Annotated in this window: 24 protein-coding genes and 1 riboswitch; of the genes, 17 read left to right on the forward strand and 7 right to left on the reverse strand. The window is 38.4% G+C overall.

The window, feature by feature from the left end:
- The first annotated feature begins 22 nt into the window (after positions 1–22).
- The 14 genes from hpf (at position 23) to A8L44_RS11675 (ending at position 15,935) form a co-directional block, all read left to right on the forward strand.
- Positions 23–571 (forward strand): ribosome hibernation-promoting factor, HPF/YfiA family, encoded by a 549-nt coding sequence (hpf, locus tag A8L44_RS11615; protein ID WP_066106072.1) that lies wholly within the window; start codon positions 23–25, stop codon positions 569–571.
- A gap of 442 nt (positions 572–1,013) precedes the next feature.
- Positions 1,014–3,518 carry a preprotein translocase subunit SecA gene (gene secA / locus A8L44_RS11620; RefSeq protein WP_066106075.1) on the forward strand — a complete coding sequence of 835 codons (2,505 nt, stop codon included), beginning with the start codon at positions 1,014–1,016 and terminating at the stop codon, positions 3,516–3,518.
- Positions 3,519–3,675: 157 nt separating this feature from the next.
- Positions 3,676–4,777 (forward strand): peptide chain release factor 2 gene (gene prfB, locus A8L44_RS11625; protein ID WP_139063848.1). Its coding sequence is split into 2 segments (ribosomal slippage): positions 3,676–3,747 and positions 3,749–4,777, totalling 1,101 coding nucleotides; the frame shifts between segments, so codons are not numbered across the junction.
- Between the two features lie 152 nt (positions 4,778–4,929).
- Complete coding sequence (locus tag A8L44_RS11630; RefSeq protein WP_066106078.1) at positions 4,930–5,859, forward strand: ABC transporter ATP-binding protein; 930 nt, start codon at positions 4,930–4,932, stop codon at positions 5,857–5,859.
- On the forward strand, positions 5,856–6,806 hold the full coding sequence (locus A8L44_RS11635) for an ABC transporter permease (protein WP_066106080.1): 951 nt from the start codon (positions 5,856–5,858) through the stop codon (positions 6,804–6,806). Before A8L44_RS11630 ends, A8L44_RS11635 begins: the two co-directional genes overlap by 4 nt.
- Before the next feature lie 158 nt (positions 6,807–6,964).
- On the forward strand, positions 6,965–7,834 hold the full coding sequence (locus A8L44_RS11640; protein WP_395940468.1) for a YitT family protein: 870 nt from the start codon (positions 6,965–6,967) through the stop codon (positions 7,832–7,834).
- 55 nt (positions 7,835–7,889) lie between these two features.
- The gene (locus A8L44_RS11645) at positions 7,890–8,231 is read left to right on the forward strand and encodes a c-type cytochrome (RefSeq protein WP_077248104.1); all 342 of its coding nucleotides are present in this window, start codon (positions 7,890–7,892) and stop codon (positions 8,229–8,231) included.
- 343 nt (positions 8,232–8,574) lie between these two features.
- Positions 8,575–9,261, forward strand: coding sequence for a cell division ATP-binding protein FtsE (gene ftsE / locus A8L44_RS11650; RefSeq protein WP_066106856.1), 687 nt, complete (start codon positions 8,575–8,577; stop codon positions 9,259–9,261).
- Entirely contained in the window at positions 9,251–10,144 is an 894-nt protein-coding gene (ftsX, locus tag A8L44_RS11655; RefSeq protein ID WP_066106086.1) for a permease-like cell division protein FtsX, read from the forward strand. Before ftsE ends, ftsX begins: the two co-directional genes overlap by 11 nt.
- Positions 10,145–10,243: 99 nt before the next feature.
- Positions 10,244–11,494 carry a murein hydrolase activator EnvC family protein gene (locus A8L44_RS19375; protein WP_066106090.1) on the forward strand — a complete coding sequence of 417 codons (1,251 nt, stop codon included), beginning with the start codon at positions 10,244–10,246 and terminating at the stop codon, positions 11,492–11,494.
- 213 nt (positions 11,495–11,707) lie between these two features.
- Complete coding sequence (locus A8L44_RS11665) at positions 11,708–12,814, forward strand: AimR family lysis-lysogeny pheromone receptor (protein WP_066106093.1); 1,107 nt, start codon at positions 11,708–11,710, stop codon at positions 12,812–12,814.
- 4 nt (positions 12,815–12,818) lie between these two features.
- A complete protein-coding gene (locus A8L44_RS19380) occupies positions 12,819–12,944 on the forward strand; it encodes a hypothetical protein (protein ID WP_257469103.1) in 126 nt (41 codons plus the stop codon).
- Positions 12,945–13,049: 105 nt separating this feature from the next.
- Positions 13,050–14,486: a S41 family peptidase gene (locus tag A8L44_RS11670; protein WP_066106096.1), complete on the forward strand. Its 1,437-nt coding sequence runs from the start codon at positions 13,050–13,052 to the stop codon at positions 14,484–14,486.
- Positions 14,487–14,759: 273 nt separating this feature from the next.
- Positions 14,760–15,935, forward strand: a complete 1,176-nt coding sequence (locus A8L44_RS11675; protein ID WP_066106858.1) for a PDZ domain-containing protein — start codon at positions 14,760–14,762, stop codon at positions 15,933–15,935.
- A 103-nt stretch (positions 15,936–16,038) separates the two neighbouring features.
- Here the strand turns inward: A8L44_RS11675 and A8L44_RS11680 are convergent, their stop codons facing one another.
- Positions 16,039–16,650: a PH domain-containing protein gene (locus tag A8L44_RS11680; RefSeq protein ID WP_066106098.1), complete on the reverse strand. Its 612-nt coding sequence runs from the start codon at positions 16,648–16,650 to the stop codon at positions 16,039–16,041.
- Between the two features lie 195 nt (positions 16,651–16,845).
- On the opposite strand from A8L44_RS11680, the gene A8L44_RS11685 reads away from it, so the two are divergent.
- The 3 genes from A8L44_RS11685 (at position 16,846) to A8L44_RS18575 (ending at position 18,871) form a co-directional block, all read left to right on the forward strand.
- Complete coding sequence (locus tag A8L44_RS11685) at positions 16,846–18,000, forward strand: FtsW/RodA/SpoVE family cell cycle protein (protein WP_066106101.1); 1,155 nt, start codon at positions 16,846–16,848, stop codon at positions 17,998–18,000.
- 288 nt (positions 18,001–18,288) lie between these two features.
- Positions 18,289–18,486 carry a hypothetical protein gene (locus tag A8L44_RS19000; protein ID WP_066106104.1) on the forward strand — a complete coding sequence of 66 codons (198 nt, stop codon included), beginning with the start codon at positions 18,289–18,291 and terminating at the stop codon, positions 18,484–18,486.
- Between the two features lie 138 nt (positions 18,487–18,624).
- Positions 18,625–18,709, forward strand: a riboswitch (cyclic di-GMP riboswitch).
- A 36-nt stretch (positions 18,710–18,745) separates the two neighbouring features.
- Positions 18,746–18,871 (forward strand): anti-repressor SinI family protein, encoded by a 126-nt coding sequence (locus tag A8L44_RS18575; protein ID WP_077248107.1) that lies wholly within the window; start codon positions 18,746–18,748, stop codon positions 18,869–18,871.
- 132 nt (positions 18,872–19,003) lie between these two features.
- Here the strand turns inward: A8L44_RS18575 and A8L44_RS11695 are convergent, their stop codons facing one another.
- The 6 genes from A8L44_RS11695 to A8L44_RS11720 form a co-directional block, all read right to left on the reverse strand.
- The gene (locus A8L44_RS11695) at positions 19,004–19,324 is read right to left on the reverse strand and encodes a helix-turn-helix domain-containing protein (RefSeq protein WP_066106107.1); all 321 of its coding nucleotides are present in this window, start codon (positions 19,322–19,324) and stop codon (positions 19,004–19,006) included.
- Between the two features lie 161 nt (positions 19,325–19,485).
- The gene (locus A8L44_RS11700; RefSeq protein ID WP_066106111.1) at positions 19,486–20,418 is read right to left on the reverse strand and encodes a cation diffusion facilitator family transporter; all 933 of its coding nucleotides are present in this window, start codon (positions 20,416–20,418) and stop codon (positions 19,486–19,488) included.
- Between the two features lie 765 nt (positions 20,419–21,183).
- Positions 21,184–23,124, reverse strand: coding sequence for a glycoside hydrolase family 15 protein (locus A8L44_RS11705; RefSeq protein WP_077248108.1), 1,941 nt, complete (start codon positions 23,122–23,124; stop codon positions 21,184–21,186).
- Positions 23,125–23,160: 36 nt separating this feature from the next.
- A complete protein-coding gene (locus tag A8L44_RS11710) occupies positions 23,161–23,985 on the reverse strand; it encodes a carbohydrate ABC transporter permease (protein WP_066106115.1) in 825 nt (274 codons plus the stop codon).
- A complete protein-coding gene (locus tag A8L44_RS11715) occupies positions 23,986–25,281 on the reverse strand; it encodes a carbohydrate ABC transporter permease (protein ID WP_066106864.1) in 1,296 nt (431 codons plus the stop codon). It abuts the gene before it with no gap.
- A 100-nt stretch (positions 25,282–25,381) separates the two neighbouring features.
- The gene (locus tag A8L44_RS11720; RefSeq protein ID WP_066106116.1) at positions 25,382–26,662 is read right to left on the reverse strand and encodes an ABC transporter substrate-binding protein; all 1,281 of its coding nucleotides are present in this window, start codon (positions 26,660–26,662) and stop codon (positions 25,382–25,384) included.
- Positions 26,663–26,674 lie beyond the last annotated feature (12 nt).

A 26,674-nucleotide genomic window follows, 5' to 3' on the forward strand; every position in this document is an offset into this window, starting at 1 on the left:
AGTAGAAAAGGAGGACTCACTTATGAATTATAACATTCGTGGTGAAAACATTGAGGTAACTCCAGCAATCAGAGAATATGTAGAGAAAAAAATCGGAAAATTGGAAAGATACTTTACAGAAACACCTGATGCAAACGTACATGTCAATCTGAAGGTGTACAATGATAAAACAACAAAAGTTGAAATCACTATTCCGCTACCTAACCTAGTGCTACGTGCAGAGGAAACAAATACAGATATGTATGCAGGTATCGATTTAATTAACGATAAATTGGAAAGACAAATTCGTAAATATAAAACAAAAGTTAACCGTCGTTCTCGTGAAAGCGGTAAAGAGTTATTCACTTTTCCAGCTGGAGAAGTCGGTGTTGAGCAAGAAGAGGATGATAAATTAGAAGTTGTGCGTGTGAAACGCTTTGATCTTAAACCAATGGACAGCGAAGAAGCAATTCTTCAAATGGACATGCTAGGACACAATTTCTTCATCTATACTGATGCAGAAACTGACGGCACTCACATCGTTTACAAACGTAAAGATGGCAAATACGGCTTAATTGAAGCACAAAGCTAATTTTATACTTGATAATGGGCAGCTCCTGTAAGGGGGCTGCTTTTTCATTGAATGATCGTGATCAGAAAATGGGCATAAATCCATCTCGTTCAATCAAAACTAAACTTATTGAAACCTCATCTATGGAGGCACCTAGTCTACTATTTTTGTGTATTAATTCTATTATAATTAGAAATCAGCCTAACCATTTATGAGGAAACCTCTCTTCAATATTTAAGCCCTTCATGCAATTTCTCTATCAAAATTTCAAAGATCAGTTATGAACTTAAGTATATTTTGAGGTAAAATAACCCAAAAATATCATGTGTGTACACACTCCTTCTGTTGTTTTGTCCATTTGTAAGTGTTACTATTAATGTGAAATTTAAAAATATGAACGATTATTAATCTATATCATTCTAGGGCTAATGAACCCTGTACAGATAAGAGGAGAGACTGCTTAATGGGGATTTTGAATAAATTGTTTGACCCTAATAAATCTGAGCTTAAACGCCTGAATAAGGCTGCAAATAAAATAGAAGCTTTGGCATCTGCCATGGAAGCTTTGTCTGATGAAGAACTGTCTGCTAAAACAACGGAATTTCAAGAACGTTACGCGGGTGGAGAGAAACTCGATGATATACTGCCTGAGGCATTTGCAGTAGTCAGAGAAGCATCACGCCGTGTCCTTGGCATGTATCCTTTCCAGGTTCAATTAATGGGGGGTATCGCCCTTCATGAAGGTAATATTTCTGAGATGAAAACAGGGGAAGGTAAAACATTGACCTCCACTATGCCTGTTTACTTAAATGCGATTACTGGTAAAGGTGTTCATGTCATTACAGTCAATGAATACTTAGCAAGCCGTGACGCCACTGAAATGGGGCAATTATTTAACTTCCTTGGGCTTTCAGTCGGCTTGAATCTTACTGGAATGAGCCGTGAAGAGAAACAGGAAGCGTATAATGCCGATATTACCTATGGTACAAATAACGAGTTTGGGTTTGATTATTTACGTGACAATATGGTGCTGTATAAGGAACAGATGGTACAGCGTCCGCTTCATTATGCTGTAATAGATGAGGTTGACTCCATCCTGATTGATGAAGCACGTACGCCATTGATTATCTCTGGTTCCGCTCAAAAATCAACTCAGCTTTATATACAGGCAAATGCTTTTGTCCGTACTTTATCAAAAGAAAGAGATTACACATACGACGAAAAGACAAAAGGTGTTCAGCTAACTGAAGAAGGAATGAGCCGTGCTGAAAAAGCATTTGGCATTGATAATTTATTCGATATTAGCCATGTTGCCTTGAACCATCATATTAACCAGGCGTTAAAAGCGCATGTTTCCATGCATTTGGATGTGGATTATGTGGTTCAGGATGGCGAGATTGTCATCGTTGACCAATTTACCGGCCGTCTAATGAAAGGACGCCGTTATAGTGATGGCTTGCATCAGGCGATCGAAGCGAAAGAAAACCTCGATATCCAGAATGAAAGCATGACGCTTGCGACGATTACGTTCCAAAACTACTTCCGTATGTATGAAAAGCTTGCCGGTATGACTGGTACAGCGAAAACAGAGGAAGAGGAATTCCGTAATATTTATAATATGAATGTTATTGCGATTCCAACGAACCGCGACATCGTGCGTGATGACCGTGCAGATTTGATTTTTGCCTCTATGGAAGGGAAATTCAAAGCGGTCGTTGAGGATATCGCTGAACGCCATGCGAAGGGTCAGCCAGTATTGGTTGGTACAGTAGCGATTGAAACGAGTGAATATGTATCTGAATTATTGAAGAAAAAAGGAATTCCGCATAGTGTCCTGAATGCGAAGCAGCATGAACGCGAAGGAAATATCATCCTTGATGCCGGTCAGCCAGGTGCCGTAACAATTGCTACGAATATGGCGGGCCGTGGTACAGATATCAAGCTTGGTGAAGGTGTGAAGGAAGTCGGCGGTCTTGCCGTTATTGGTACGGAGCGCCATGAAAGCCGCCGTATTGATAATCAGCTGCGTGGACGTTCCGGTCGTCAGGGAGACCCTGGGGTTACACAATTCTATCTTTCATTAGAGGATGAATTGATGCGCCGTTTTGGATCTGACAATATTAAGAGCATGATGTCCCGTCTCGGTATGGAGGATGACCAACCGATTCAAAGTAAAATGGTATCTAAAGCCGTTGAATCTGCGCAAAAACGAGTTGAAGGTAATAACTATGATGCCCGTAAACAATTGCTTGAATATGATGATGTACTTCGTCAACAACGTGAGATTATTTATAAGCAGCGTTTTGATGTACTATCAAGTGAGAATCTGCGTGAAATCGTAGAGACTATGATTCGTTCCTCTCTGCAGCGCAATGTCTATGCCTTTGCGCCTGATGTGGAAAGCGAAGAGTGGAATATTGAAGGATTGCTTGATTATGTCTATGCCAACCTTCTGCCTGAAGGTACTTTTAATGCTGAGGAATTAAAAGAGCTTGATGGGGAAGAATTGATTGAATTAATTTATGGCAAAATCATTGAAAAATACAATGAGAAGGAAGAAGAGCTTTCTTCTGAGCAAATGCGTGAGTTTGAAAAGGTAATTGTATTGCGTGCGGTTGATAGCAAGTGGATGGATCACATTGATACAATGGAACAATTGAGACAAGGTATTCATTTACGTGCCTATGCTCAAATCAATCCGCTCAATGAATATCAGCAAGAAGGTTTTGCGATGTTCGAAGCCATGATTTCTGCGATTGAGGATGATGTGGCTAAATACATCATGAAAGCTGAGATCCGCAATAATCTCGAGCGTGAAGAGGTTGTGAAAGGGCAAGCTGTTAATCCGAAGGGTGATGAAGGAGAGACAGTTAAGAAAAAACCGAAACGCAATGAAGAATCCGTTGGGCGAAATGCTCCGTGTCCATGCGGAAGCGGTAAGAAATATAAGAATTGCCATGGAAGATAAATAAGACATGTCAGTATCTTTAAACGACGTTGACGCGTATAATAAGATATGTTAAATAAAGAGGGACGGCTAAAGGATAGGCCGGCTCTCTTTTTCCTGAAAAGGAGATTTCAATTGTGAGTAACAAGCTTTGTAAAAATAGATGAGGTGAACGTAAATGGAAATAGCAGAAATTCGTAACGAGTTAGAAAAAACAGCCACACGTTTGGCGGACTTTAGGGGGTCTCTTTGACTTAGAAGAAAAAGAAGCCCGTATTATGGAATTGGACGAGATCATGTCCGAACCATCATTTTGGAATGACCAAGCGAAAGCGCAGGGAATTATTAACGAGGCAAATGGCTTGAAGGATCAAGTGGGCGAATTTAATGCATTAAATGAGTCATACGAGAATTTGGATTTGACCTTTGAATTAATTAAGGAAGAGCCAGATGTAGATCTCCAGGAAGAACTGGAGAGCGAGCTTATGGAACTATCCGAGAGATTGAATGCGTTTGAGCTTCAGCTGTTATTGAGTGAAGAATATGACAAGAATAATGCCATTTTAGAGCTTCATCCAGGTGCAGGCGGAACGGAATCTCAGGATTGGGCATCCTTACTGCTGCGTATGTATACAAGATGGGCTGAAAAGAAAGGCTTCAAGGTAGAAACACTTGATTATCTTCCTGGTGATGAAGCTGGAGTTAAAAGCGTAACGCTAGGCATTCGAGGCCACAATGCGTATGGCTATTTGAAGGCAGAAAAAGGCGTACACCGCCTAGTACGTATCTCGCCGTTTGACTCTTCAGGACGTCGCCATACCTCTTTCGTTTCCTGTGAGGTAATGCCTGAATTCAATGATGAGATTAATATCGAAATTCGTACAGAGGATTTGAAAATTGATACGTATCGTGCGAGCGGTGCCGGTGGTCAGCATATCAATACAACAGATTCTGCCGTTCGGATCACTCATTTACCAACGAATACAGTGGTCAGCTGCCAAACGGAGCGCTCCCAAATCAAGAACCGTGAAACAGCTATGAAAATGCTGAAATCCAAGCTTTATCAACTGGAAATCGAGCAACAAGAAGCTGAATTGGCAGAAATTCGTGGAGAACAAAAGGAAATTGGCTGGGGAAGTCAAATCCGTTCCTATGTATTCCATCCATATTCCATGGTTAAGGACCATCGTACAAATGCCGAAACTGGGAATATTCAGGCTGTCATGGATGGAGATTTAGATATGTTCATCGATGCTTATTTACGTTCAAAATTATCCTAATTCATATAGAACTTTTAAAGGTCAGCTAATTTAGCTGGTCTTTTTTAATTTAATTTTTTAATGAATTTTTTAATTATTTTGTAATTTCTGTAACTTTTATCCGTTTTATACGGTATTATTAATAGGTGTAATTTTTGAAAGGAAGTGATGGCATGAATGATACGGCTCTTGAGGTAAAGTCATTAACGAAAAAGATTGGCAGCACTGTTATTGTCAATGATGTTAGTTTCAGCGTTAAAAAGGGTGAAATTTTTGGACTGCTTGGTCCGAATGGTGCTGGTAAGACAACGATTATCAGAATGATTGCCAGTCTAATTAATCGTACGAACGGCCAGGTTCTTATTAATGGGCATGATCTGGATAGGGATTTTGAAGGGGCTATGCATGATTTAGGGGCAATTGTAGAGAACCCGGAGTTTTACAAATATATGACCGGCCGGAAGAATATGATCCATTATGCCCGTATGGCTAAAGAAAAGATTAAAACAGAGCGGATTGATGAAGTTGCTCGCTTGGTAAAGCTAGACCATGCGATGGATAAAAAGGTAAAGACCTATTCGCTGGGAATGCGACAGCGTCTTGGGGTTGCGCAGGCTGTGCTGCATCGTCCTCAGTTATTAATCCTCGATGAACCAACAAACGGATTGGACCCACAAGGAATACGAGAATTCCGTGATTATTTACGTCAATTAGCCAATGAGGGAATAGGTGTGCTAATTTCCTCTCATTTATTATCCGAGATGCAATTAATGTGTGATCGTTTTGCCGTTATTGAGAAAGGAAAGCTCATACATATAGAAAATAATATTATAGAAGAAAAAGAGGAAGACCTAAGAGAAGTGGTTTTCTCCATCAATAATGTATTGGCAGCAGCCAATGTAATTAAAAAGCAATTTTCAAACCTGAATATTGTAAGGCAGGATGAAAAGATGATTACCCTCCAGGCAACACGCGAAGATATTGCCAAAGTAAATCGACAGTTAAATGAAGCAGAAGTAGATGTTTATGAAATTAATGTTGTGAAGAAAACGCTTGAAGATCGATTCTTCGAGATTACAGAGCAAGAGGAGGTGCGAGTATGATTTCATTGATTAAAAATGAATGGATGAAAATTTTCTCTAAAGTGTCTGCTTATATATTTATCGGCTTTTTGCTAGTTGCTCTAGTAGGGAGCGCTATTCTAGTAAAGACCATGAATAATGCAGATGATTGGAAAGCGAAGGAAGAGAATAACATACAGTCCCAGCAAGCTGTTCTGGATGATCCGAAGACATCTGAGGAAGAAAAAGAGTGGATTCAAGAAGATATTGCCCGAAGTCAGAAATTATTGGATACGGGTATCAATCCTAACCAAGAAACAAGTTGGACCTTTATGGTCAATTGGGTTACATCAATCGCATCTTTTGTGACCTTATTTGCTGTTATTATCTGCAGTGCCTCAGTGTCCGCGGAGTTCTCTGATGGAACAATTAAGCAATTATTAATTCGTCCGCATCGGCGCTGGAAAGTTCTTCTCTCGAAATATATAACAACTTTATTATATGCAGCTACAATGGTGGTTGTATTAAGTGTTGCAGGATACCTTGTCGGGTTAATTTTCTTTGGTTCAGCATCATTCACAGATAAGATGATCGACCCTACAAGTTTTGAGGAAGTCATAACATTAGAAGCAGGCCCATACTTTTTTGAGCTTATGCTATTTTGGGTTCCAGGCTTCCTCATCATTATAACGATGGCTTTTATGTTGAGCACTTTGTTTAAAAGCCAGGCAATCGCAGTCGGTATATCTGTTTTCATCTTGTTTGCTTCTTCAACCTTAAATATGTTAATCACCTCCCTTGTTGAACGATATGAATGGTTAAAATTTGTTTTGTTCCCTCACATAGATTTGAGAAGATATATTATGGAAAGTGCGCCTATGTTTGAGGGTGCGACGGTTGGTCTCTCACTCGGTGTGTTGGCTGCTTACTATGTACTGTTTATCGCGATAACATTTATTGTTTTTAATAAGAAAGATATTTCGATTTAATTATAATAGGTGCCCTTTACGGGGTGCCTTTTTCTTTGCCATTTGGCGCGATTATTGTCTGACTTTTTCATCTTTTATTGCCTTTCATTGTTTCATGTCGGAATTTCGTATAGAATGAATATACTTTATTAAATGTTTAGACGGAGGCTTTTGCAATTGTGAAGAAAAAAAGAAACGCACAGAAGGAATCGCATCCTTACTTCAATCTAATTAAGGATTATTTATATGTTCTGATCGGCTCTGCCATTGTGGCCATCTCCTTTAATATGTTTTTATTACCGACAAAAGTTGCATCCGGTGGGGTCAGCGGAATCAGTACGATTACGTATAATGTATTCGGATGGGAGCCGGCCTTTGTACAATGGGCCTTTAATATTCCGCTATTTATAGCTGGGGTTATTCTGCTTGGTACGCATTTTGGAATTAAAACAGCTGTAGGAACGATCTTTTTCCCATTCGTTGTTTTCCTGACGAGTAACTGGTCTCCATGGACTCAGGATCCCTTATTGGGAGCTTTATTTGGTGGGATTGGTGTTGGATTGGGACTTGGGATAGTATTCCTTGGAAAAGCTTCAACTGGCGGTACCGATTTAGCAGCGCAAATTGTTAATAAATACACCGGGCTTTCTTTAGGAACCTGTGTTGCCGCCATTGATGGTTTAATCGTACTGGCTGCTTGTCTCGTATTTGATATTGAGCAAGGTCTATATGCATTGATTGGGCTATATGTAACGAGCAAAACTATTGATTTAGTCCAAGTCGGCATTAATCGCTCTAAAACAGTTATGATCATTACCAATCATGAAACAGAAGTAAGACGAGCTATTTTGGAAGAAGTGGATCGCGGGGTTACAAGAATATCTGCCCATGGCGGATATACAGAGAGTGAACGTCCGGTATTAATGTGTGTAATCGATCAAACTGATTTCACAAAACTTAAACAAGTGGTTCAACGTATTGATGACCAGGCATTTGTCGTCGTGATGGATGCTGCCGAGGTACTTGGAGAGGGTTTTAAAAAAGCCTAGATACAGCTAAAATAAGGGCATACAAATGTTTTCCTAATATTGGGAGGGGACTTCCTTGAAGAACTATTTGCATTTTGGCATAGCAGTTGTTATCATTGCCCTTGTTGGTTGTGCAACTCATTCGGGTACTGAGAAAAATGAAACAGCCTCATCCACTCCCATTTCGATTGCTAATGATGGAAGTGAAGCGGCAAAGATTTATGAACAAAAATGTTCAAATTGCCATGGAGACACACTTGAAGGCCGAATTGGTCCTGGGTTGGTTTCTGTAGGTGAAAAATTATCCGTGCAAGAAATTGAAGCAATCATTAATGATGGGGCACCTGCCATGCCAGGCGATTTGATTGCAGAGGATGATGCTAAAAAAGTGGCTGAATGGCTTAGCAATAAGCAGTGAAGTATTTTAATAGAATTTACCAAACCGGAGGAGATTATCTTACCGGTTTCTGTTTGTCCTTTAATTAATTGAATAGGTTAAATGACCTCTTCTTTAAGATTGCAACTTGAGTACAATGAACCACAGGCATAGTTAATACTATATTTACGGTATCTGACAAAAAAGGTAATAGAGTTGAAATATAAATGTAATATAAACGTGGTTTTTCTGACATTTTATGATGTTATAATAAAATCGTGACAAAAGATGGATTTTTCCATCATAAAACAAGAAATAACGACACCTGTCGATAAAGCATAGAGGTACTATACACAACATGAAGGTAGAAAAAGGTGAAAACGACATGATAGAAATGATTAATGTTCAAAAGACATATCCTAATGGCGTTTCAGCAGTCAAGGGCCTAAATGTAAAAATCAAATCAGGAGAATTTGTTTACGTTGTTGGGCCAAGTGGCGCAGGGAAGTCTACATTTATTAAGATGATGTACCGCGAAGAAAAACCGACAAGTGGTACGATCATGATCAATGGCAGGAATATTGCCAATATCAAAAACTCGAAGGTGCCTCTTTTAAGAAGAGATATCGGGGTAATTTTCCAGGATTATAAACTGTTGAATAATCTTACAGTCTATGAAAATGTAGCCTTTGCTCTGGAAGTAACAGAGGAAAGACCACAGGTCATTAAGCAAAAGGTTATGGACGTGCTTGATTTAGTTGGTTTAAAGCATAAGGTTCGTATGATTCCAACTGAATTGTCCGGTGGAGAACAACAAAGGGTAGCGATTGCCCGATCCATCGTTCGCTCGCCTAAGCTGGTAATTGCAGATGAGCCGACTGGTAACCTGGATCCAGAAACATCATGGGAAATCATGAAGATTTTCGAAGAAATCAATAGTCTCGGTACAACAGTTGTGATGGCAACGCATAATAAAGAGATTGTTAATACACTACAACATAGAGTTATTGCGATAGAGAATGGATACATCGTGCGTGATGAACAGAAGGGGGAATATGGCTATGAACTTTAGAACCTTCCTCCGACATATAAAAGAAAGCTTCAAAAATATTGGCAGAAACGGCTGGATGACATTTGCTTCTGTCAGCGCCGTAACAGTTACACTATCTTTAGTTGGTGTATTTGTTGTTATTATGATGAACTTAAATAACTTTGCCAGCAGCATTGAGAGTGATGTTGAAGTACGTGTCCATGTGGATCGCACTGCTACTGAAGAACAAAGGATTCAACTTGAGAGTAATCTAGAAAAATTAGGGGAAGTAGATTCTATTACTTTTTCCCCGAAAGAAGATGAATTAAACAACCTGATTGAAAATATGGGTGATCAGGGAAGTGCCTTTGAACTCTTTGAGCAGGACAATCCTCTGAACGATGTATATATCATCAAAACATATCGCCCTGACGATGTCGCAAAGGTTGCGGAAGAAGCAGGAAAAATGGATTATGTTGAAACTGTCAAATACGGACAAGGCTTCGTTGAAAAAATGTTTAAAATAGTCGATACATCACGGAATGTAGGGATTGTTTTAATCGCAGCCTTGTTATTTACGGCGATGTTCTTGATATCCAATACGATTAAAATTACCATCTTCGCAAGAAGACGTGAAATTGAAATTATGAGATTAGTAGGTGCCACAAATGGATTTATCCGTTGGCCGTTTTTCCTTGAAGGATTATGGCTCGGCATCATGGGATCTATTATTCCAATAGCGATTATTGCTGTAGGGTATAAGTTCCTTTACGATAATTTTGCATTAGGTTTAACCATTGATTACATGAGCCTACTTCCATACAATCCATTTATCATTCAGGTCTCCCTATTGATTGTCCTGTTTGGAGCTTTGATTGGTATTTGGGGAAGTTTAATGTCGGTTCGTAAGTTTTTGAAAATATAACCATCTAAATTTCAAACATTATCAATTGTGCCCCTTGTAACAAAGGGGCCTACATAGAATAGACAGATTGTGTTACCTAGTATGAAAGGGGAAAGTCACGTGAAGAAGACCATTGTTGCATTAAACACAGCGCTAGTGCTGGGTTTTGCTGGCCTCTTTGGAGGCAGTGTTCAAGCAGCATCCATTGATTCTTTACAACAAAAGAAGAATAACATCCAAGAAAAGAAATCAGCTGTTGAAACAGATATCTCAGAAGCAAACGGTAAAATCAATCAGATTGAATCTCAAAAAGCTGAAGTAAAAGCAGAACTTAATAAATTACAAAAATCAATAACTGAAACACAAGAGAAAATTAAAGAGAAAAATAGCCAAATTACTTCAACACAAGAGAAAGTTACAAGTTTAAAAGAGAGCATTAAAGAAATTGAGGCCAGAATTGAAACTCGCAATGAGATTTTAAAAGAACGGGCTCGCTCCTACCAGCAAAATGGTGGAGGAGTGAATTATTTAGAGGTTGTTTTTGGAGCCAGCAGTTTTGGTGAATTTGTTGAACGTGTAGGTGCTGTATCCACTATTATGCAAGCGGATAAGGATATCTTAACGGAACAAGAAAATGATAAAGCTGACTTGGTTGCAAAAAAAGAAGAAGTTGAAGATAAGCTCAATAAATTAAATGCAATGAAACAAGAGCTGGTAACTATAAATGAAAAGCTTGATGGCCAGAAGGTCGAAAAAAATAAATTAATGGCTATTCTAAAATCCGAACAGGCTGAACTTGAAGAAGAAAAACTAAGCCTGGAGGAGGAAAAGCAATTATTGGCGAGTCAAGCAGAAGCTGTGAAAAAAGCCATTCAACAAGAAAAGGACCGTCAGGCAGAAGAAGCTAAAAAGGTTTCTGCAAGCACAGGCGGGGGAAATGGTAATACAGTATCTGCGCCGGCCATTACGTCCGGTAAATTTATGCGCCCTGCAGCAGGATATGTATCCTCAGGATTTGGCGGAAGATGGGGAAGAAACCATAATGGGATTGATATTGCCAAGTCAGGTACAGTTCCAGTCGTAGCTTCGGCAGCCGGTGTCGTAACAAGGTCAAATTTTTCAAGTTCCTATGGGAATGTTATCTACCTGTCGCACTATATAGATGGACAAGTTTATACAACAGTCTATGCCCATTTGAGATCAAGAAATGTTTCTGAGGGTCAAACAGTAAGTAAGGGCCAACAAATCGGAATCATGGGAAATACGGGTCGCTCATTTGGACAGCATTTACATTTTGAATTATACGTAGGTGAATGGACTGCTTCTAAAAAGAATGCTGTAGATCCATTGAAATATTTAAGTGGTATGTAAGTTGAAAGATGCACGTAACGCAGTTCTATATTGAACTGCGTTTTTTTATTCATGGGGTAAATGTGAATATGCTAGCAAAGAAACCCGAAATATGTCGGTTTACCTACTATTTTGGTGGATAAATAAAGTGTACTATTTAGACAACGCCTGCTAAAATTTGTATTATGGTATAAAATTTTACAAATAGTGAGGTGTGGCATGGAGGGTGTTATTTTGAAGGATTATCTGATCAAGGACGATCAACAGTTTACTGATTTTATCAGTAAACAAAAAGAACTCTATGATCCTACACAAATCGATTTACATAGTATTATATTTTCACTGAATGATTTATTTCCTAATAACTATGAAAAACAGAAATATTTTCTGAAGGAATATTATATCAATTGCAGAGATGCTATAAAACCTCACATTTTAATGGAATACTTTACGATGCAGGGGGATACGAAAGAAGTAGAATCCCTCCTTCAAACTGAGAGAGAATTCGACAGTCCGGAGATGAGGACATGGCTCTCAATCTATTCCATCCTAAGTAAGCGAAGAGATGGTCTTTTAACTGGTACGGATTTAATTGATGCCATTTTTAAGGTGAAGAATACGAGTAATGAAACGCTTATTCTTTCATTAATTATTCATCTATATGGAATCAGCGAAACAGGCCTATATGAACCTTTTCATAAGGTCAGGCGTGTTATCGTACCAATGGTTGAATTAATGGATAATGATTTCCTGCGTGAATCATATTCAATCCGTTTGGCTGAGATGGAAGTTCTCACCTACCTGTATATGAATAAAATTGATCTCTGCAGAGAAAAATGCATGAAAGTGATTGAAAGACGCGAATTGGAAGTATATTTTCCTGTTATCTATTCCGTTTTCTATCACACATTGGGTCAATCCTTTATGTTTGAAAATTATCAGGTGGCAAAATACTGGCTAAATAAATCAATGGCTACTTTAAGTTCCCTGCCAGCCGATATACAATCCAAAAGGATGAGTTTTTTAATAAATACTATAGAGTTTTTGAACTCTTTTTGGGGAGTCGATACTGACTCAATACCAAAGGATGAAGCAGAAAAAGCCCATCGCTATCTTGTAACAGGACGAACAGAAGAGGCTTTGCATATATTAGATAATCTGAAAAAAGAGAATGGGTATTTAACTTCGTATCAGCTGTTTTTTTATAGCATCGCAACTGATAATGAAAAATTAATGCAAGTTGCCAGAGATGTTTTTACATCAAACTCAAACTTTTTTTATCTTCAACTATTGAACTCCGAGAATGTACATAGATACAAAGCAAGATTGGGAGGTGAATAGGTTTATGAAGCGAATAGCTGGGTTTGTCATCACGTTATGTATACTGACTTGCGCTTTTGGAAGTGCTGCAGTATTTGCTAAAGATCCAGGACCGATTGCTCCGGGTGCCAGTCAAAAATTAGATAAATAATCATACTATGTACAAGCCTTTCATACTGTATATAGTAGGACTAAGCATTGCACATTTATACGTGCAGTGCTTTTTTAATTGATAGAACTATGAAAGGAGCGATCTATGAAAAATAAATGGTACTGGTTATTTTCTGTAGCCATCTTTCTATTAGTTGTTACAATCGCTGGCTTGTGGTGGAAGTATGTGACATTGGAGAATACGCTTGAATCGAAGAATCAAAAAGAGAATCAGGCTGATTCCTGGCCCCAGTTTGATAAAGTACGACAGGCATATGATATTATTACGTCTAATTACGTAGAGCGTATAGATGGAGGGCAGCTGACTGAGGGAGCTATTAAAGGGATGCTTGGGGAGCTCAAAGATCCATATTCGGTATATATGGATGAAGAGACTTCGTCACAGTTTCAACAAACATTGGATTCCAGGTTTCAGGGAATTGGAGCTGAGATAAGTTTTATGGACGGGAAGTTTATCATTGTGTCACCATTTAAAAATTCCCCGGCCGAACGATCCGGTATAAAACCTGGTGATGAAATTATCCGTATTGATAGTAAGGATGTTAAGGGATTGGAACTATATGATGTTGTTTCCCTGATACGTGGGAAGATTGGAACTAAAGTGACGATAGACATTAAAAGAAACGGCAATGATCAGCCAATCACGTTTTTAGTGGAGCGTGATGAGATTCCGATTGAAACAATCCACACGGCTATAAAGAAAGTAAGGGATAAAAAAATTGGTTATATCCAAATCACCTCATTCAGTGAAGAAACTGCAGAGGATTTTCTGGAAGATCTAAAAGGTCTGGAAGAGGATAAGGTGGATGGACTTTTGATTGATGTAAGGGGAAATCCTGGAGGACTGTTAACAAGTGTTCAGGAAATCCTGGAGGTATTTGTAACGAATGAACATCCTTATATTCAAATTCAAGAGCGAAATGGCAAAAAGAATAAATTTTTCTCTACTTTAAAAAGTGAGAAGGAGTACCCGATTGCTGTGCTTATTAATAATGGAAGCGCATCAGCTTCAGAAATATTTGCCGGTGCCATGCAGGAAGCGGAAGGTTATCCATTGATTGGCGAGAAAACATTTGGAAAAGGGACTGTTCAGCAGCCTGTTTCAATGGGGGATGGTAGTACCATTAAGTTAACCTTCTATAAATGGCTGACACCAAATGGTACGTGGATTCATAAAAAGGGTATTGCTCCGACGATGTCCGTTCATCAGGATAGCTACTATACCTTACAGCCCCTTGTTGTTACGGAAGACTTGCGGAAGGATATGAATAATAAACAGGTGAAGACACTGCAGCAGATGTTAGAGGGATTGGGATATGCACCAGGGCGTACAGATGGTTATTTTAGCAGTAAGACAGAGAAGGCTGTCCTAGCCTTTCAGCGGATGCATAAATTGCCGGTTACAGGGAGTGTTGACCAGGATGTCGCAGCTAAGCTCCAGCAGGCCGTAATGGATAAGATTAAGGATGAAAAAAATGACCGTCAGCTGCAAACAGGTTTAAGTTGGTTGGCCCAGCAATAGCATTCGGGTCATGGTATGAGAATATAAAGTGCTTTGTTTTCTTAAAGGTGAATATCAAAAAAGTGAAGGTTATGTGCCTTCACTTTTTTGTATGGCTGATTCATCCATTATCATTGTAATTCGTTACCGATCCTTTGTTTCTTCTGCAGGGTGGACATCTTAGAAGTTCTTGGTGAGTTTTGTAGTATAGTGACTATCTGAAAAGAATTGATAGGAAAGGAGGGGGGGATTTGATAGAATATTAAGTAAGTGTATGCGAGGTTGGTGATTAATTTGTGGGAAACGTGGATAATTGAAATTGCAAAAGGAATAGGCGAATTGTTTTTACACCCGCTTTTCTATGTGGGATTTATACTTACATATATACTTGGCTCCATGAGGGTCAAACAGGAAAGAAAACTGTTTCATGTCCGTGTAGAGGATTCTATGATTGAAATGAAGGAATATATTGTCCCTAGTTTAGTATGGGGACTCATTCTATCGGTCATCACTGGGCTACTCGGCTTAGCTGTACCATTTGATTTCATTGTAATCGTAGGAATCTTCATGTTACTGATTAGTGTAAGCATGCAAATCAGATTTCTTTCCCCGGCTTATACAGTTGGATTGGCCTTTCTTGTTATCTATATTTTATATGTAACAGGGTTTGAGGGCATCCTAAATAACAGTTTTTTTGCATTTGAGCAGGCGATTTATCCTTCAATAGCTGTTTTAATAGGTTTATTGATTATTACAGAGGGAGTATTAATTCGGAAAAGAGGAGCTATTCAAGTTTCTCCTTCAGTTGAAAAAGGAAAGCGCGGTCTCTATATTGGAACGCAAACAACAAAAAGAGTTTGGCTGGTGCCGGTCTTATTATTTATTCCTAATGGAATGTTGAATGTTAGCGGAGATTTTTGGCCTGTCTTTTCATTTGGAGGAACGGATTGGAGTCCTATTCTGGTGCCATTTTTTATTGGGTTCTCCCTTAAAGTGAAAAGTAATTTGATGGGCAATGTGGCTGGAAGGCTTGGAAACCATGTAGCTATCCTAGGCATCATTGTATTAGCTCTGGCTGTAGCTGGAAAGTGGTATCCGATTGCCAGTTTAGCAGCTGCCATTGTTGCAATTCTTGGCAGGGAAGTCATACAGTTTGTGTATAAAAATAATGAAAATCAATCGAATGCTTTCTTCACTTCAGGAAAAAAAGGCTTGATGATCCTGGGTGTACTTCCGGAATCGCCGGCAGAGAGAATGGGATTAAAAGCAGGGGAGCGTTTGACTCGTGTAAATGGACAACAGGTTTACAACTCTGAGCAACTTTATGAAGCCTTACAAATCAATCGTGCTCATTGTAAGCTGGAAGTCTATGATACGAATGAGCAAATCAGGCTTGTCCAAAATGCCTTATATGAGGGAGACCATCATGAATTAGGTATTTTGACAGTTGATAGTGAACTGAAAAGATAGAAGCTTCAAATTAACTGGTGTTAATAATATGAATGAAATAAAACAGTGGTCACAGGCTTATATCTGTGACCACTGTTTTATTTAGTTTTTGTGATCATACTATTCAAATATTCCTGGACTTATTCAAAATAATATTCCCTACTCTAATCAACTGGTCCTGATCAAATATTTCATCAAATTCCAATCTACGCTTACCATATTGGATTTTTAATCCTCTTTCTAATAGTCCATCCTTGAACCAGTTGACGTTTCTAACGGTCTGATACCTGAATCTTTGTATTACACTGAACCTCTTATTAACAAAAATTATCCTTTTATTGGTAGGGATTAAGTATCCGAAAATTTCCTTCTTACTGCTTTTATCATATTCACAGTAAATGAAGGCCAAAGCCTTCTCATTAGGTTCAAAAACACGTTGAATAAGGGATCTAAAGAATACTTTATTCCTTTTAATTTCGTTATATTCATAAGGGGAGTAATTTTGGCCGTTATGTTCCAGTAAATTAGCGATGATGGCTTCTATTTCTCTTCTTTCCTGTTCTTCCCGTTCCCTTTTTAACCGCTCTTTTTCCTGTTGCTTTAGAAGGCGAGCTTGTTCCTTTTCAGCTCTCTTTTGTTCAATGCCGGCTTTAACATCGGCGTATTTTCCTTTTTTTGTAAACAATTTAATAAGCATATCTTCTACTTTATAAAGTATCGTTTGATAAATGTTCATTTTAGCCCTCTTAACTATTCTTTTTTGCGCTATCAATACTCTTGCTATTCAATGGTGAAGGGGAGTATCAGTTTTCAGCCATAATTTCAGTTATGTAATCTAAATTCTTTTTGTAATAGTAGTATTGGTTTTTGTAATATTTGTAATACATATTGAGTGAATGTTATAATATGGAAAAACAGTAGGGGTCATTTAATGAATTTAAACAAGGTTCGTAAGAGTTATTTTGATCTGGACTTATTGTTGATTATCTTTGTTTTTATGGGCATCAGCTGTTTCTATATTTATAGTGCACAGAAGTATTTACCTTATGGAAATCCATTTGCAATAAAGCAGGCCATTTATTTTTGTATAGGACTAATCCTGACATCGGTTGTTTATTATTTTGATTTGAGCCAGATTAAGAGAATGTCTATCTATCTATATCTTTTCGGATTCGGTGTATTAGCTTTCCTTCTAGTCGCTCCTGAAAGTATTGCGGAGGAAACGAAGGGGGCAAAATCCTGGTTTCAACTACCTGGTTTTTCTGTGCAGCCTTCAGAGTTTATGAAGGTATTTCTCATTCTTTTTTTGGCAAAAATCATAGTCTCCCATAATGATAAATTTATGAGAAATAAATCTCTTAAATCTGATTTCATCTTATTGCTGAAATTAGGATTGGCTGCAATTCCGCCCCTTGGATTGATTCTCTTGCAGCCCGATGCAGGTACGGCTATGGTAATCGCAGCTATTTTAATAGGCATGATTTTTGTGTCCGGAGTGAATTGGAGAATCATTTTCACCTTGATTTTAACAGGGATTTCTGCCGTGGTTACGCTAGCTTACATCTATCTTTATCATACAAAACTATTACTAAGCTTTTTAGGAGAATATCAAATAAATCGGATACACGCCTGGGTTGATCCATTTAATTTTAGTGAAGGCTATCAGCTGAAAAATTCCATACTTGCCATTGGATCAGGAATGGATTCGGGCAGAGGCTTTAACAATGGTGTTATGTATGTTCCGGAAGCTCACTCTGATTTTATTTTTACCGTGATTGGAGAGGAGGGAGGCTTTATCGTTGCCAGTATGGTCATTGCCCTTTACTTCATTATGATTTATAAAATAATTGCAATTGCCACATTAAATAAGGGACAGTATGAACGGTATATCTGCATAGGTATCGTTTCCATGCTTACCTTCCATATCTTTGAGAATATAGGAATGGTCATGGGACTTGTTCCGATTACTGGCATCCCTTTACCATTGCTGAGCTATGGAGGGAGCTCAGTATTGGGAACTCTTCTCGCTTTAAGTATTGTGTTAAATATATCTACAAAGACTAAGACCTATATGTTTTCTAAATAATAATTGTCAATCCTCTCTATTGTGAGAGGATTTTTTTGTAATCAGATATCTGGATGCGCCATATAGATTGATACAAAAGGGATTCATTTATAGGAATAAATAGTATAAGTTCTTTCTGGAATTATTTGACTGTTAAATAAATAGATAGTAAAATGTTCTTAAAAAAGAACGTTTCTATATTTAATATGGATTTAGACCATTAGTCCGTATTCAGGACTTAATCACCATCATTATATGCTATTTTTTTGACGTTATTGTTCTTTAAAAAGAACATTTAAGGAGGATATTATGTATCGTAAAAATTGTTATATCTGCCATCGAGCTTCTTATAGCAGCTGTGAAATTGGTGAATGGCTATGTCCTTCCTGTGGGAATGATTTAACCAAACAACAGGTGTTAAGAGCCTTAGAGTATTCGCAAAATAAACAAATTTATTATGAAAAATATCAGATGGAAAAGGACAAATTTCATTTGTTTTCGACATAAGTCTAGTTTAGAAACGGCATATATCATCCTTTTTACCTATATTTGTAGAAAAATGAAGGAAAATATACCCAAAAAAGGTTTGAAAACTACAAACAGTGGCAATAAAATAGTGAGTAAGCAATTATACTAATGAAGACTGACAGTAAAGGGCAAACTTATTGAAAAATAAGGACGCAAAGTCACAGGTCTAAGGTTTAATTACTATGATGGCTGGACTGCCTGAAATAGAGGAAAGTATTTTAGGGGGGAGATATAGTAGATGTGTACCGTTAAAGCTGAATTGGATCAAGAGTGGGTAAATCTTATATTGATCGCCCGACAAATAGGATTTACTAAAGAAGAGATTAGGGGCTTTATAGAGAGAGAAGAAAACGCACAGGAATGAGGGTGAATATATGAAATGCCTCGGTTTCAGTTGAAGTTCGGGGTATTTATTTTGTTTTCTTAAACAAGAAAAAACACTTACAGCTATATAAGTGTTTTGGGAATTCTAGTATTTATTTTAAGGCCTTTCTATTCAATCTTTCTTAATACGCCATTTATTAAATTCAATAAACTCTCTGAACTGATCTTTGGATACTCCCGAATTCATTGCTTCTTTTATTAACTCTGCCCAGTCCTCATCAAGATTGGTCATGTCTGGTTCATCGTTTAAGAGAGCATCAAGTGGGATATTTAGTACAGCTGCTATCTTTTCAAGAAATTGAACGGAGGGATTCACCTGTATATTTCTTTCGAGTGAACTTAAATAGGACTTTGCTACTCCTGCCTTCTCCGCTAGCTCCGTCATAGACATCTTTTTCTCTTTTCTAATTCTTTTAACACGATCACCGATCATATTTGATTCCCTTTCTAGATAATAGATTACAAATTATGTAAACATTACCTTAGCTGATAAAATTATTATAATAGTTAGAACATTCACATTCAATTGCTTTTAGAATTTGACTTGAAAACGTAGCGAAATTGTAATCTTAATAGGTTAATGGCCATTCAGTATTAGTTACATGGTTCATGTTGACTGCTCTCTGCTATAGTGTATCCTTCGATTTGAAATGTACAATGTTCAATCTGATGATTGTTCTTTAACCAATTCTGTAATTGAATAAGAATTTCATCACGGTCCACTTTTTTCTCAACGACAACATGGCAGCTAAGTGCTGGGAAACCGGATGTGATCGTCCAGATATGTAAATCATGCACATCCAGAACACCCTCTATACTCATTAGACTTTTTCTTACCTGCTCGATTTGGATTCCTGTAGGAGTACCCTCCATTAAAATATGATAAGAGTCCTTTAATACACGCCATCCGCTAACTAAGACAAGAGTTGCTACAATCATGCTGGCAATCGGATCTGCCAAGTTCCAGCCGAACAGAATGATTAAGATTCCGGCAATAATTGCGCCGACTGATCCAAGTAAATCCCCTAATACATGAAGGAAGGCTCCTCGCATATTCAGATTTTCCTCTGTATCACCTCTCATCAAGATCCAGGCAACCGCTAAATTGACAATCAATCCAATTAGAGCAATCCAAAGCATATTGGAGCTAACCTCTGGCGGCACTCTAAAACGTTCAATTGCCTCCCAATAGATAAAGAAGGAAATAATGATTAAAGTCATGCCGTTTATAAATGCAGCTAATATTTCGAAGCGCTTATAGCCATAGGTTTTGGAGTAATCAGCAGCCTTTTCTGAAAATTTAAAGGCAAATAAGCCTAATCCCAAAGCAGCTGCGTCACTGAGCATATGCCCAGCATCGGAAAGAAGAGCAAGACTGTTGGTCCAAATCCCGCCAATCACTTCTATAATCATGAAGGCAAATATTAAACTAAAGCTAATCGCAAGGGCTTTTTTATTTGCATTATGATGATGATGGCCTCCGCTTTCGTGACTATGATGATGACCATGGTGATGATGCTCACTCATTGTAAACTCCTCCAATCTCAGGATTTATAGGTATGTTTATAAGCCTGTGTTCTGTTGACTATTTAATCGTATTATATATGTTATGCCCCCTCTTTATTGAATATCTATCATGAAATAAATACCTGATTTAGTTTCAGCAAATGGTTCAATTTTATTTTCGGTTTATTTGAAGTATTTTTTAGACGAACGAAATTATTTAAATATTGTTATTTTATAATACTACCTAAGTATAAATTATAATGATTGCTTTGTTCATTAGTTTTTTTTCCTTGATGCAGATTTAGAGGGGTCTCAGCTAATCCCGGGAATCTATAATCATCCAAATGAATAAAGGGGTTATGAATGTTTCGGAAGGTATGCAGTTGATTATAGTTCTTTTCATATGTGTTCTGAAAAGTTCGGAAGCTGCCTCTGAAATAGCCGGAACGTGTAATTGACAGTATTAAGAAATCAATAATCAGATATATATTAACTCAAACAAATATCGAGAATAACCATAGATTAAGTGATGATACTCAGGGTATTGCTGAAAAGGTTGCTTGTCTATAGTATATCCATCCAGTCAGAGATGATGGCTTAAGTTGTTTCAGAAGATCAGAAAGTATATCCATATAAAATGAAAGGATCTTCTGGCCAATATAGACCTGAAGATCCTTTTTGCATAGTTTATCCACAGGGGGAAATTTACTTTGCTTATTAAATGTTATGAATAAACTGTGATTACCGTGTATAAGTGTGTGGACAACTTGGCTTATCCACAGGCGGTTAAAGTTCTATTCCATTCTCTTTCATTTCTAAAACAGTCAAAATGAACATAGCGTGTGACCAAGTAAGCGGTAATACCCAGGCAGGTCTGCCTGTAATTTTGTCAATTTGCTCTGCTAAAAGATCCAAATCAGTGGCATGATCGACGACCCATTTAAATAATTTCTTTGCTTCAAGCTGTTTATTAATGCGAATATAATAAATCGCGAGCCAGAGCGTCGATATGATCCAAGGGTCACCACTAATATAGATATCCCCCGGGAAGCGTTCGATACCGCCAATAATCTTGGAGCGGCACAGTCGGTCAATGGTGGCAGCTGTTTGTTTCATTTTTGGATCATTGGCATCAATCATATTGAAGGGTACCTGAAGGCCAAGTAAACAGATATCGATGACATCATCCCTGACCTGACGATAGATTGGATATCCCTTTGCATCATATTCCTTTGAGACATCCTTGCCCTGAGCTTTCTTATTTAAGTAGGCCGGTTCATCGAGTCTTAAATGAAAAGCTCGGAAAAACGCTTCATTCGTCTCATTGTAGCCAATCTGCATGATAGTCTTTTTAATAGCTGCTGCAGTATTCCTATAAAGAATAGCTTTTTCGGGATGACCTAATTTCTCGGCCCATTCAGAAGATCCTAACAGCCCTCCATATACTGCGGCGGCTGAATAAAAGTGTTCAGCTTCTCTTTTTTCCCATATATCCATACTAGGAAGAGGAAGATGGGTGATGGGATCGATAAACTTAGTAAGGAAGTCCGCCCCTTTTTCCATGACTGGCCACATTTCAACTACAAAGTCCTCATCACCGGTAATTTCATAAAATTGATGGAGTCCCCACAGAATGGAGCCTGTTTCATCAATTTGCAAGCCCCAGGCAGGAGCTAAATGTCCGTCTAAATAGTGGCGCTGATCCCATTTTCCTTCCTCATCCTGAAGAGTTCTGGCAAATCGGTAAAACTCTTTAACCTGTCTGTGATAGCCTGCACGAGCATATGCAGTGGCGGTGTAGGCTGCATCACGACCCCAGCAATAGGAATATCCACCTGAAAAGGCATATTCCTCATCTACCTCAGGGGCAGCAATGAAACCGCCATTTTTATTATTCATTAAATGAAACATAAGTAAAGAACGCTCATAAATTTTCTTTGTTCGTTCATCTTTAATTTCAACTGGCTTCGCTTGATCCAAATATTCATACCAATAGTGCAAGGTCTCCTTGAAATGTTCGTCAAAGGGAATCTCTTTTACATCCTTTAAGATGTCAATCGCTCCTTGAGAGCCGTTGCCTGCTGCAATATAAAGCGTAATGGATTTTTCCTCGTTGGGATCGAGAGAAAGCGGATCATATTCAATTCCACATGATGATTTATTGGCAATTCTTTTACCCCTAAGAATACCGTCATTTAGCTCCTTAAATGTAGCTCCACATTGAAATTTCTTAACGTTATGAGTGGAGCCAACTGCAAATCCATATTCTCTGTGGTAATGGGTAAAGCTATCTGTATCTTCCTCGAACATAACAGTTTGATAGCGTCTTTTTTCATCAATCATAAAATCGCTGTAAACTACGAAGCTTATATTTTGTGGACAATCTGATAGATTTTTAAAGGTAAAGTGCCGAACATAGACATCTTTTTTGGGTAACACAAAATCGAGCTGTCTGATAGACAAGCCAGAACCGCCGAGTGTGGATATGGTTTCTAAAATGTTCGTGCGGTTCATATATGCTTGTTTATGATTCCAAACATTCTCATGAAGGAAGAAGGTCTTTACCGAGCCTTCAATGCCGCGAATACCTGTATAAAATAGATTTAGATGCTGGGGAAAATCGATATTTGGCCATGTGATCCTTTGCGCCTGCCCATCTTTTGTTAAAGATACCAGCATGCTTGAATTACCAATGATTGCTTCTGTAATATACGGTTTTTTTTCCAACAAAATCCCCCTCAACGTTGAAACAGTACATTCGTTTTATCCCTTCACTGATCCTGATGTCAAACCGGATACTATTTTTCTTTGGAAAATCAACACCAATATAACAATTGGAATGGTGACGATGACAGTTGCTGCCGTTATATCACCCCAAGGAATGGTGTAATCACTTTGGTAAAGGGATATACCTACTGGTACAGTTCGTGCTGCTTCTTTTGAATTAATAGTTAAAGCAAATAAATATTCATTCCAAGCTGCGATAAATACAAGGATGGCTGTCGTAAATACGCCGGGTGCAGCCAATGGGAAAATGATTCTTCTAAAGGTTTGAAATGGTGTAGCACCATCCATCTTCGCTGATTCCTCAAGATCCTTTGGTATTTTCTGAAAGAACGTGGATAATAGCCAAATAGCCAAAGGTAAGCTGAATGTAATATAGGGAATCACCAACCCTGTATACGTATTACGTAAATTGAAGTCGGTTACAAAGTTATAGATTGGTGAAATAATAGCGATATGCGGAAACATAGATGATGCGAGTATTACAGCAAATATAATACCCTTTCCTTTAATCGGTAAACGTGTTAACGCATAAGCTGCAAATGATGCAAACGTTATGGCGATTACGGTCGTAACGGTAGAAACGATTAAACTATTTTTCATGTAACTGAGCAGGGGCCTTGAAGTTAAAGCAGATTTATATGAATCTAGAGATGGATTCTTGGACCACCATTTATACGAGGCAAAAATTTCACCCGGTTCTTTTAAGGATGTAAGAAAGACCCAGAGAAATGGGAACATGATAACAAAGATAAAAAGAGCAATCGACACATAGAAAAGTATGGTTTTTACAGGCTTCTTCATTTAATTTTCCCCCTTTCCGTTTATGCGGTCTCCAAATAGGTCAGAACCTATGAATTTAATGTAAATCAGGCTGATAATCGCCACTGAAACAAACACAATCATCGAGAGGACGGAGCCTTCGCCGAAATTTTGTTGAGCGAATAAGGTTTTATATGCATATATGGTAATCACTTCTGTTGAATTTGCAGGTCCGCCGCCTGTTAAGACGAAAATGAGGTCAAATACTCTGAACGCATCAAGTGTACGGAAGAGCAGGGCAACAAGAATGCTGGATTTTAATAAAGGTAGTGTTATTCTGCGGAATTGGTACCACTTGCTTGCTCCATCGACTGAAGCAGCTTCATAAACATCCTTGGGGATGGTCTGCAAGCCCGCTAACAATAACAAAGCCATATAGGGTGTTGTTTTCCATATATCCGTTAGAATAACAGACGCCATCGCTCCGACACCTGTGCTTAATAAATCCCCGGCGTTTGAAATAATATGAAGCTCTTCGAACAAGTGGGCGATAATGCCTGATTGCCCATCATAGAGGAACATCCACATCATCGCTGATACAGCGGTAGGGATCGCCCAGGGAATTAATACAACTGCTCTGACCGCACCTCTGCCAAAGAACGCTCGATTAATTAATAAGGCAATGGCTAATCCAATCACCAATTCAAAAAAGACTGTAATAACTGTGAAAATCATCGTATTGGATAACGATTTCCACATGCGTGCATCAGATAGGTATTTACTGTAGTTATCTAACCCAACAAAGTTTTCCTTCAAAATAGAATCAGAGACAGAAGCAGATAAAGCAGCTGTATCCTTTGCAAGTTCTGACTGCTCTCCCTCGATCGCTTTCAATTCACCACTGATGGATTTTAAATCAGCTTTATAGGCTTCTGCTGTATCCTCATTAATGGAGGCATATTTTTCATCTTTCTCCTTAATAGGTTCAAAGTTGGCAACCTTTTTCTCTACATATTCATATTGCTTTTCGATATCGGATTCATTTAAAAGTTTTTGATGATTTTTTTCAATGAGTTCTGCCCATTGGCTGGATTTATCGCTATTCAATTCTTCTAGATTTTTTTGTAGATAATAATAATCAGTGGCATACCGTTCAAGGTCAACTTGAGAAGATAGCATTCGTACGGATTTCTCTGGAGTATTCAATCGATAATCAAACATACTGTTCCAAAAAGACATGGCAATTGGATAGAGAACAACAATTCCAATTAGTATAAGAGAAGGGATAATCATGGCATATCCTAATTGTCGTTCGGATAGCGAAAATTTCTTTTTCATATCATTACTCCTTTCAGGATGGACTTCAAAAGCTAAAAAATAGGAGACAAGCTTTTGTGCCCATCTCCCTCCCATTGCCGTTCCTATTAGGCTAAGTTATCTATTCCTTCAATGCAGCCTTCATTTTTGATTCCATATTTTCAATGGCTTCATCAACTGTAATATCCTTTGTTAATGCTTTAGAAATTTCGATTTGCAAAATATCCGATATTTCCTGGTAATTTGGAGTAACCGGCCTAGGTACAGCGTTTTCTAGTGTTTCAACAAAAGACTTTTCTTTGAAAACAGGAGCCGCATCCTGTACTTCCTTATCCTCATATAAAGCTTTTATGGTTGGAGCACGTCCGCCTTCGGTCGCAGAGATTTTTTGTCCTTCTTCCCCAGTCATGAATTTCACAAATTCCCATGATTCTTTTGGATGATCAGTATAGCGGTTAATCATGGCCATATAGCCTCCGAGTGTCGAAGCTGAGCCTGAATCACCAGCAGGCAAGGAGGTAAAGGCAAAGTTGCCAGCTACCTTTGAGGTACTTTTATCAGCAGCTGTTTTTTCCATATAGGGCCAATTGCGTGCGAATACAGTTTGGCCTTCTTTAAAGGCAGATTCAGTTTCCGTTTCAGTAAAAGTTAAAATGTTATTTGGCATGAAATCTGCGTTTGCAATTTCAACCATTTTACTAAGTCCTTTTTTGGCTTCTGGACTGTTAATGACGACTTCATTGTTTTCATCGATGATTTTGCCGCCGTAGGAGGCAATGAATTCCATGGCGTTCACAACAATACCTTCATATTGCTTTGCTTGGAAGACAAAGCCTGAGCTTGTGCCTTCTTTCCCGTTTCCTTCTTTAGCCATTTCTATTAACTCATCCCATGTTTTTGGGGGTTCGCTAACCAAATCTGTTCGATAATAAAGAATACCGGCATCTGAGTATTTTGGCAGAGCCCATTGCTTGCCTTCAAATTTCCCGGCTTCAACTGGACCGGGGAAGTAGTCCTCAAGATTTATTTTATCCTGATCAATGAAGCGGTCTAATTCCATCGCGTAGTTAGCCTGGGCGAACTCTGCCGGCCAAACAACATCTGCATCAAATACGTCGATTTCAGCGCTTTTACTACTGAATGCGGTTACATATTGATCGTGCTGTTGAGTAGAACTATTCGGCATTTCCTGATAGTTTACTTTAATATTGGGATGTTCTTTCTCGAATGCCTCTATCAGTTTTTCTGTACTGCCTGTCGTATCGACTCCTCTGGCATATGTAATTTCGACTGTTTTTGAATCGTTCTCATCGGTAGAGGTTTCTTCGGTATCCGAACATGCTGTTAAGGCAATCCCTAAGAAAGCAGCAGAAGAGATTGATAACCATTTTTTAAGTTTCATATTTTCCCTCCT

The organism is Bacillus sp. FJAT-27986 (assembly GCF_001685035.1).
Classification (GTDB): domain Bacteria; phylum Bacillota; class Bacilli; order Bacillales; family Pradoshiaceae; genus Pradoshia.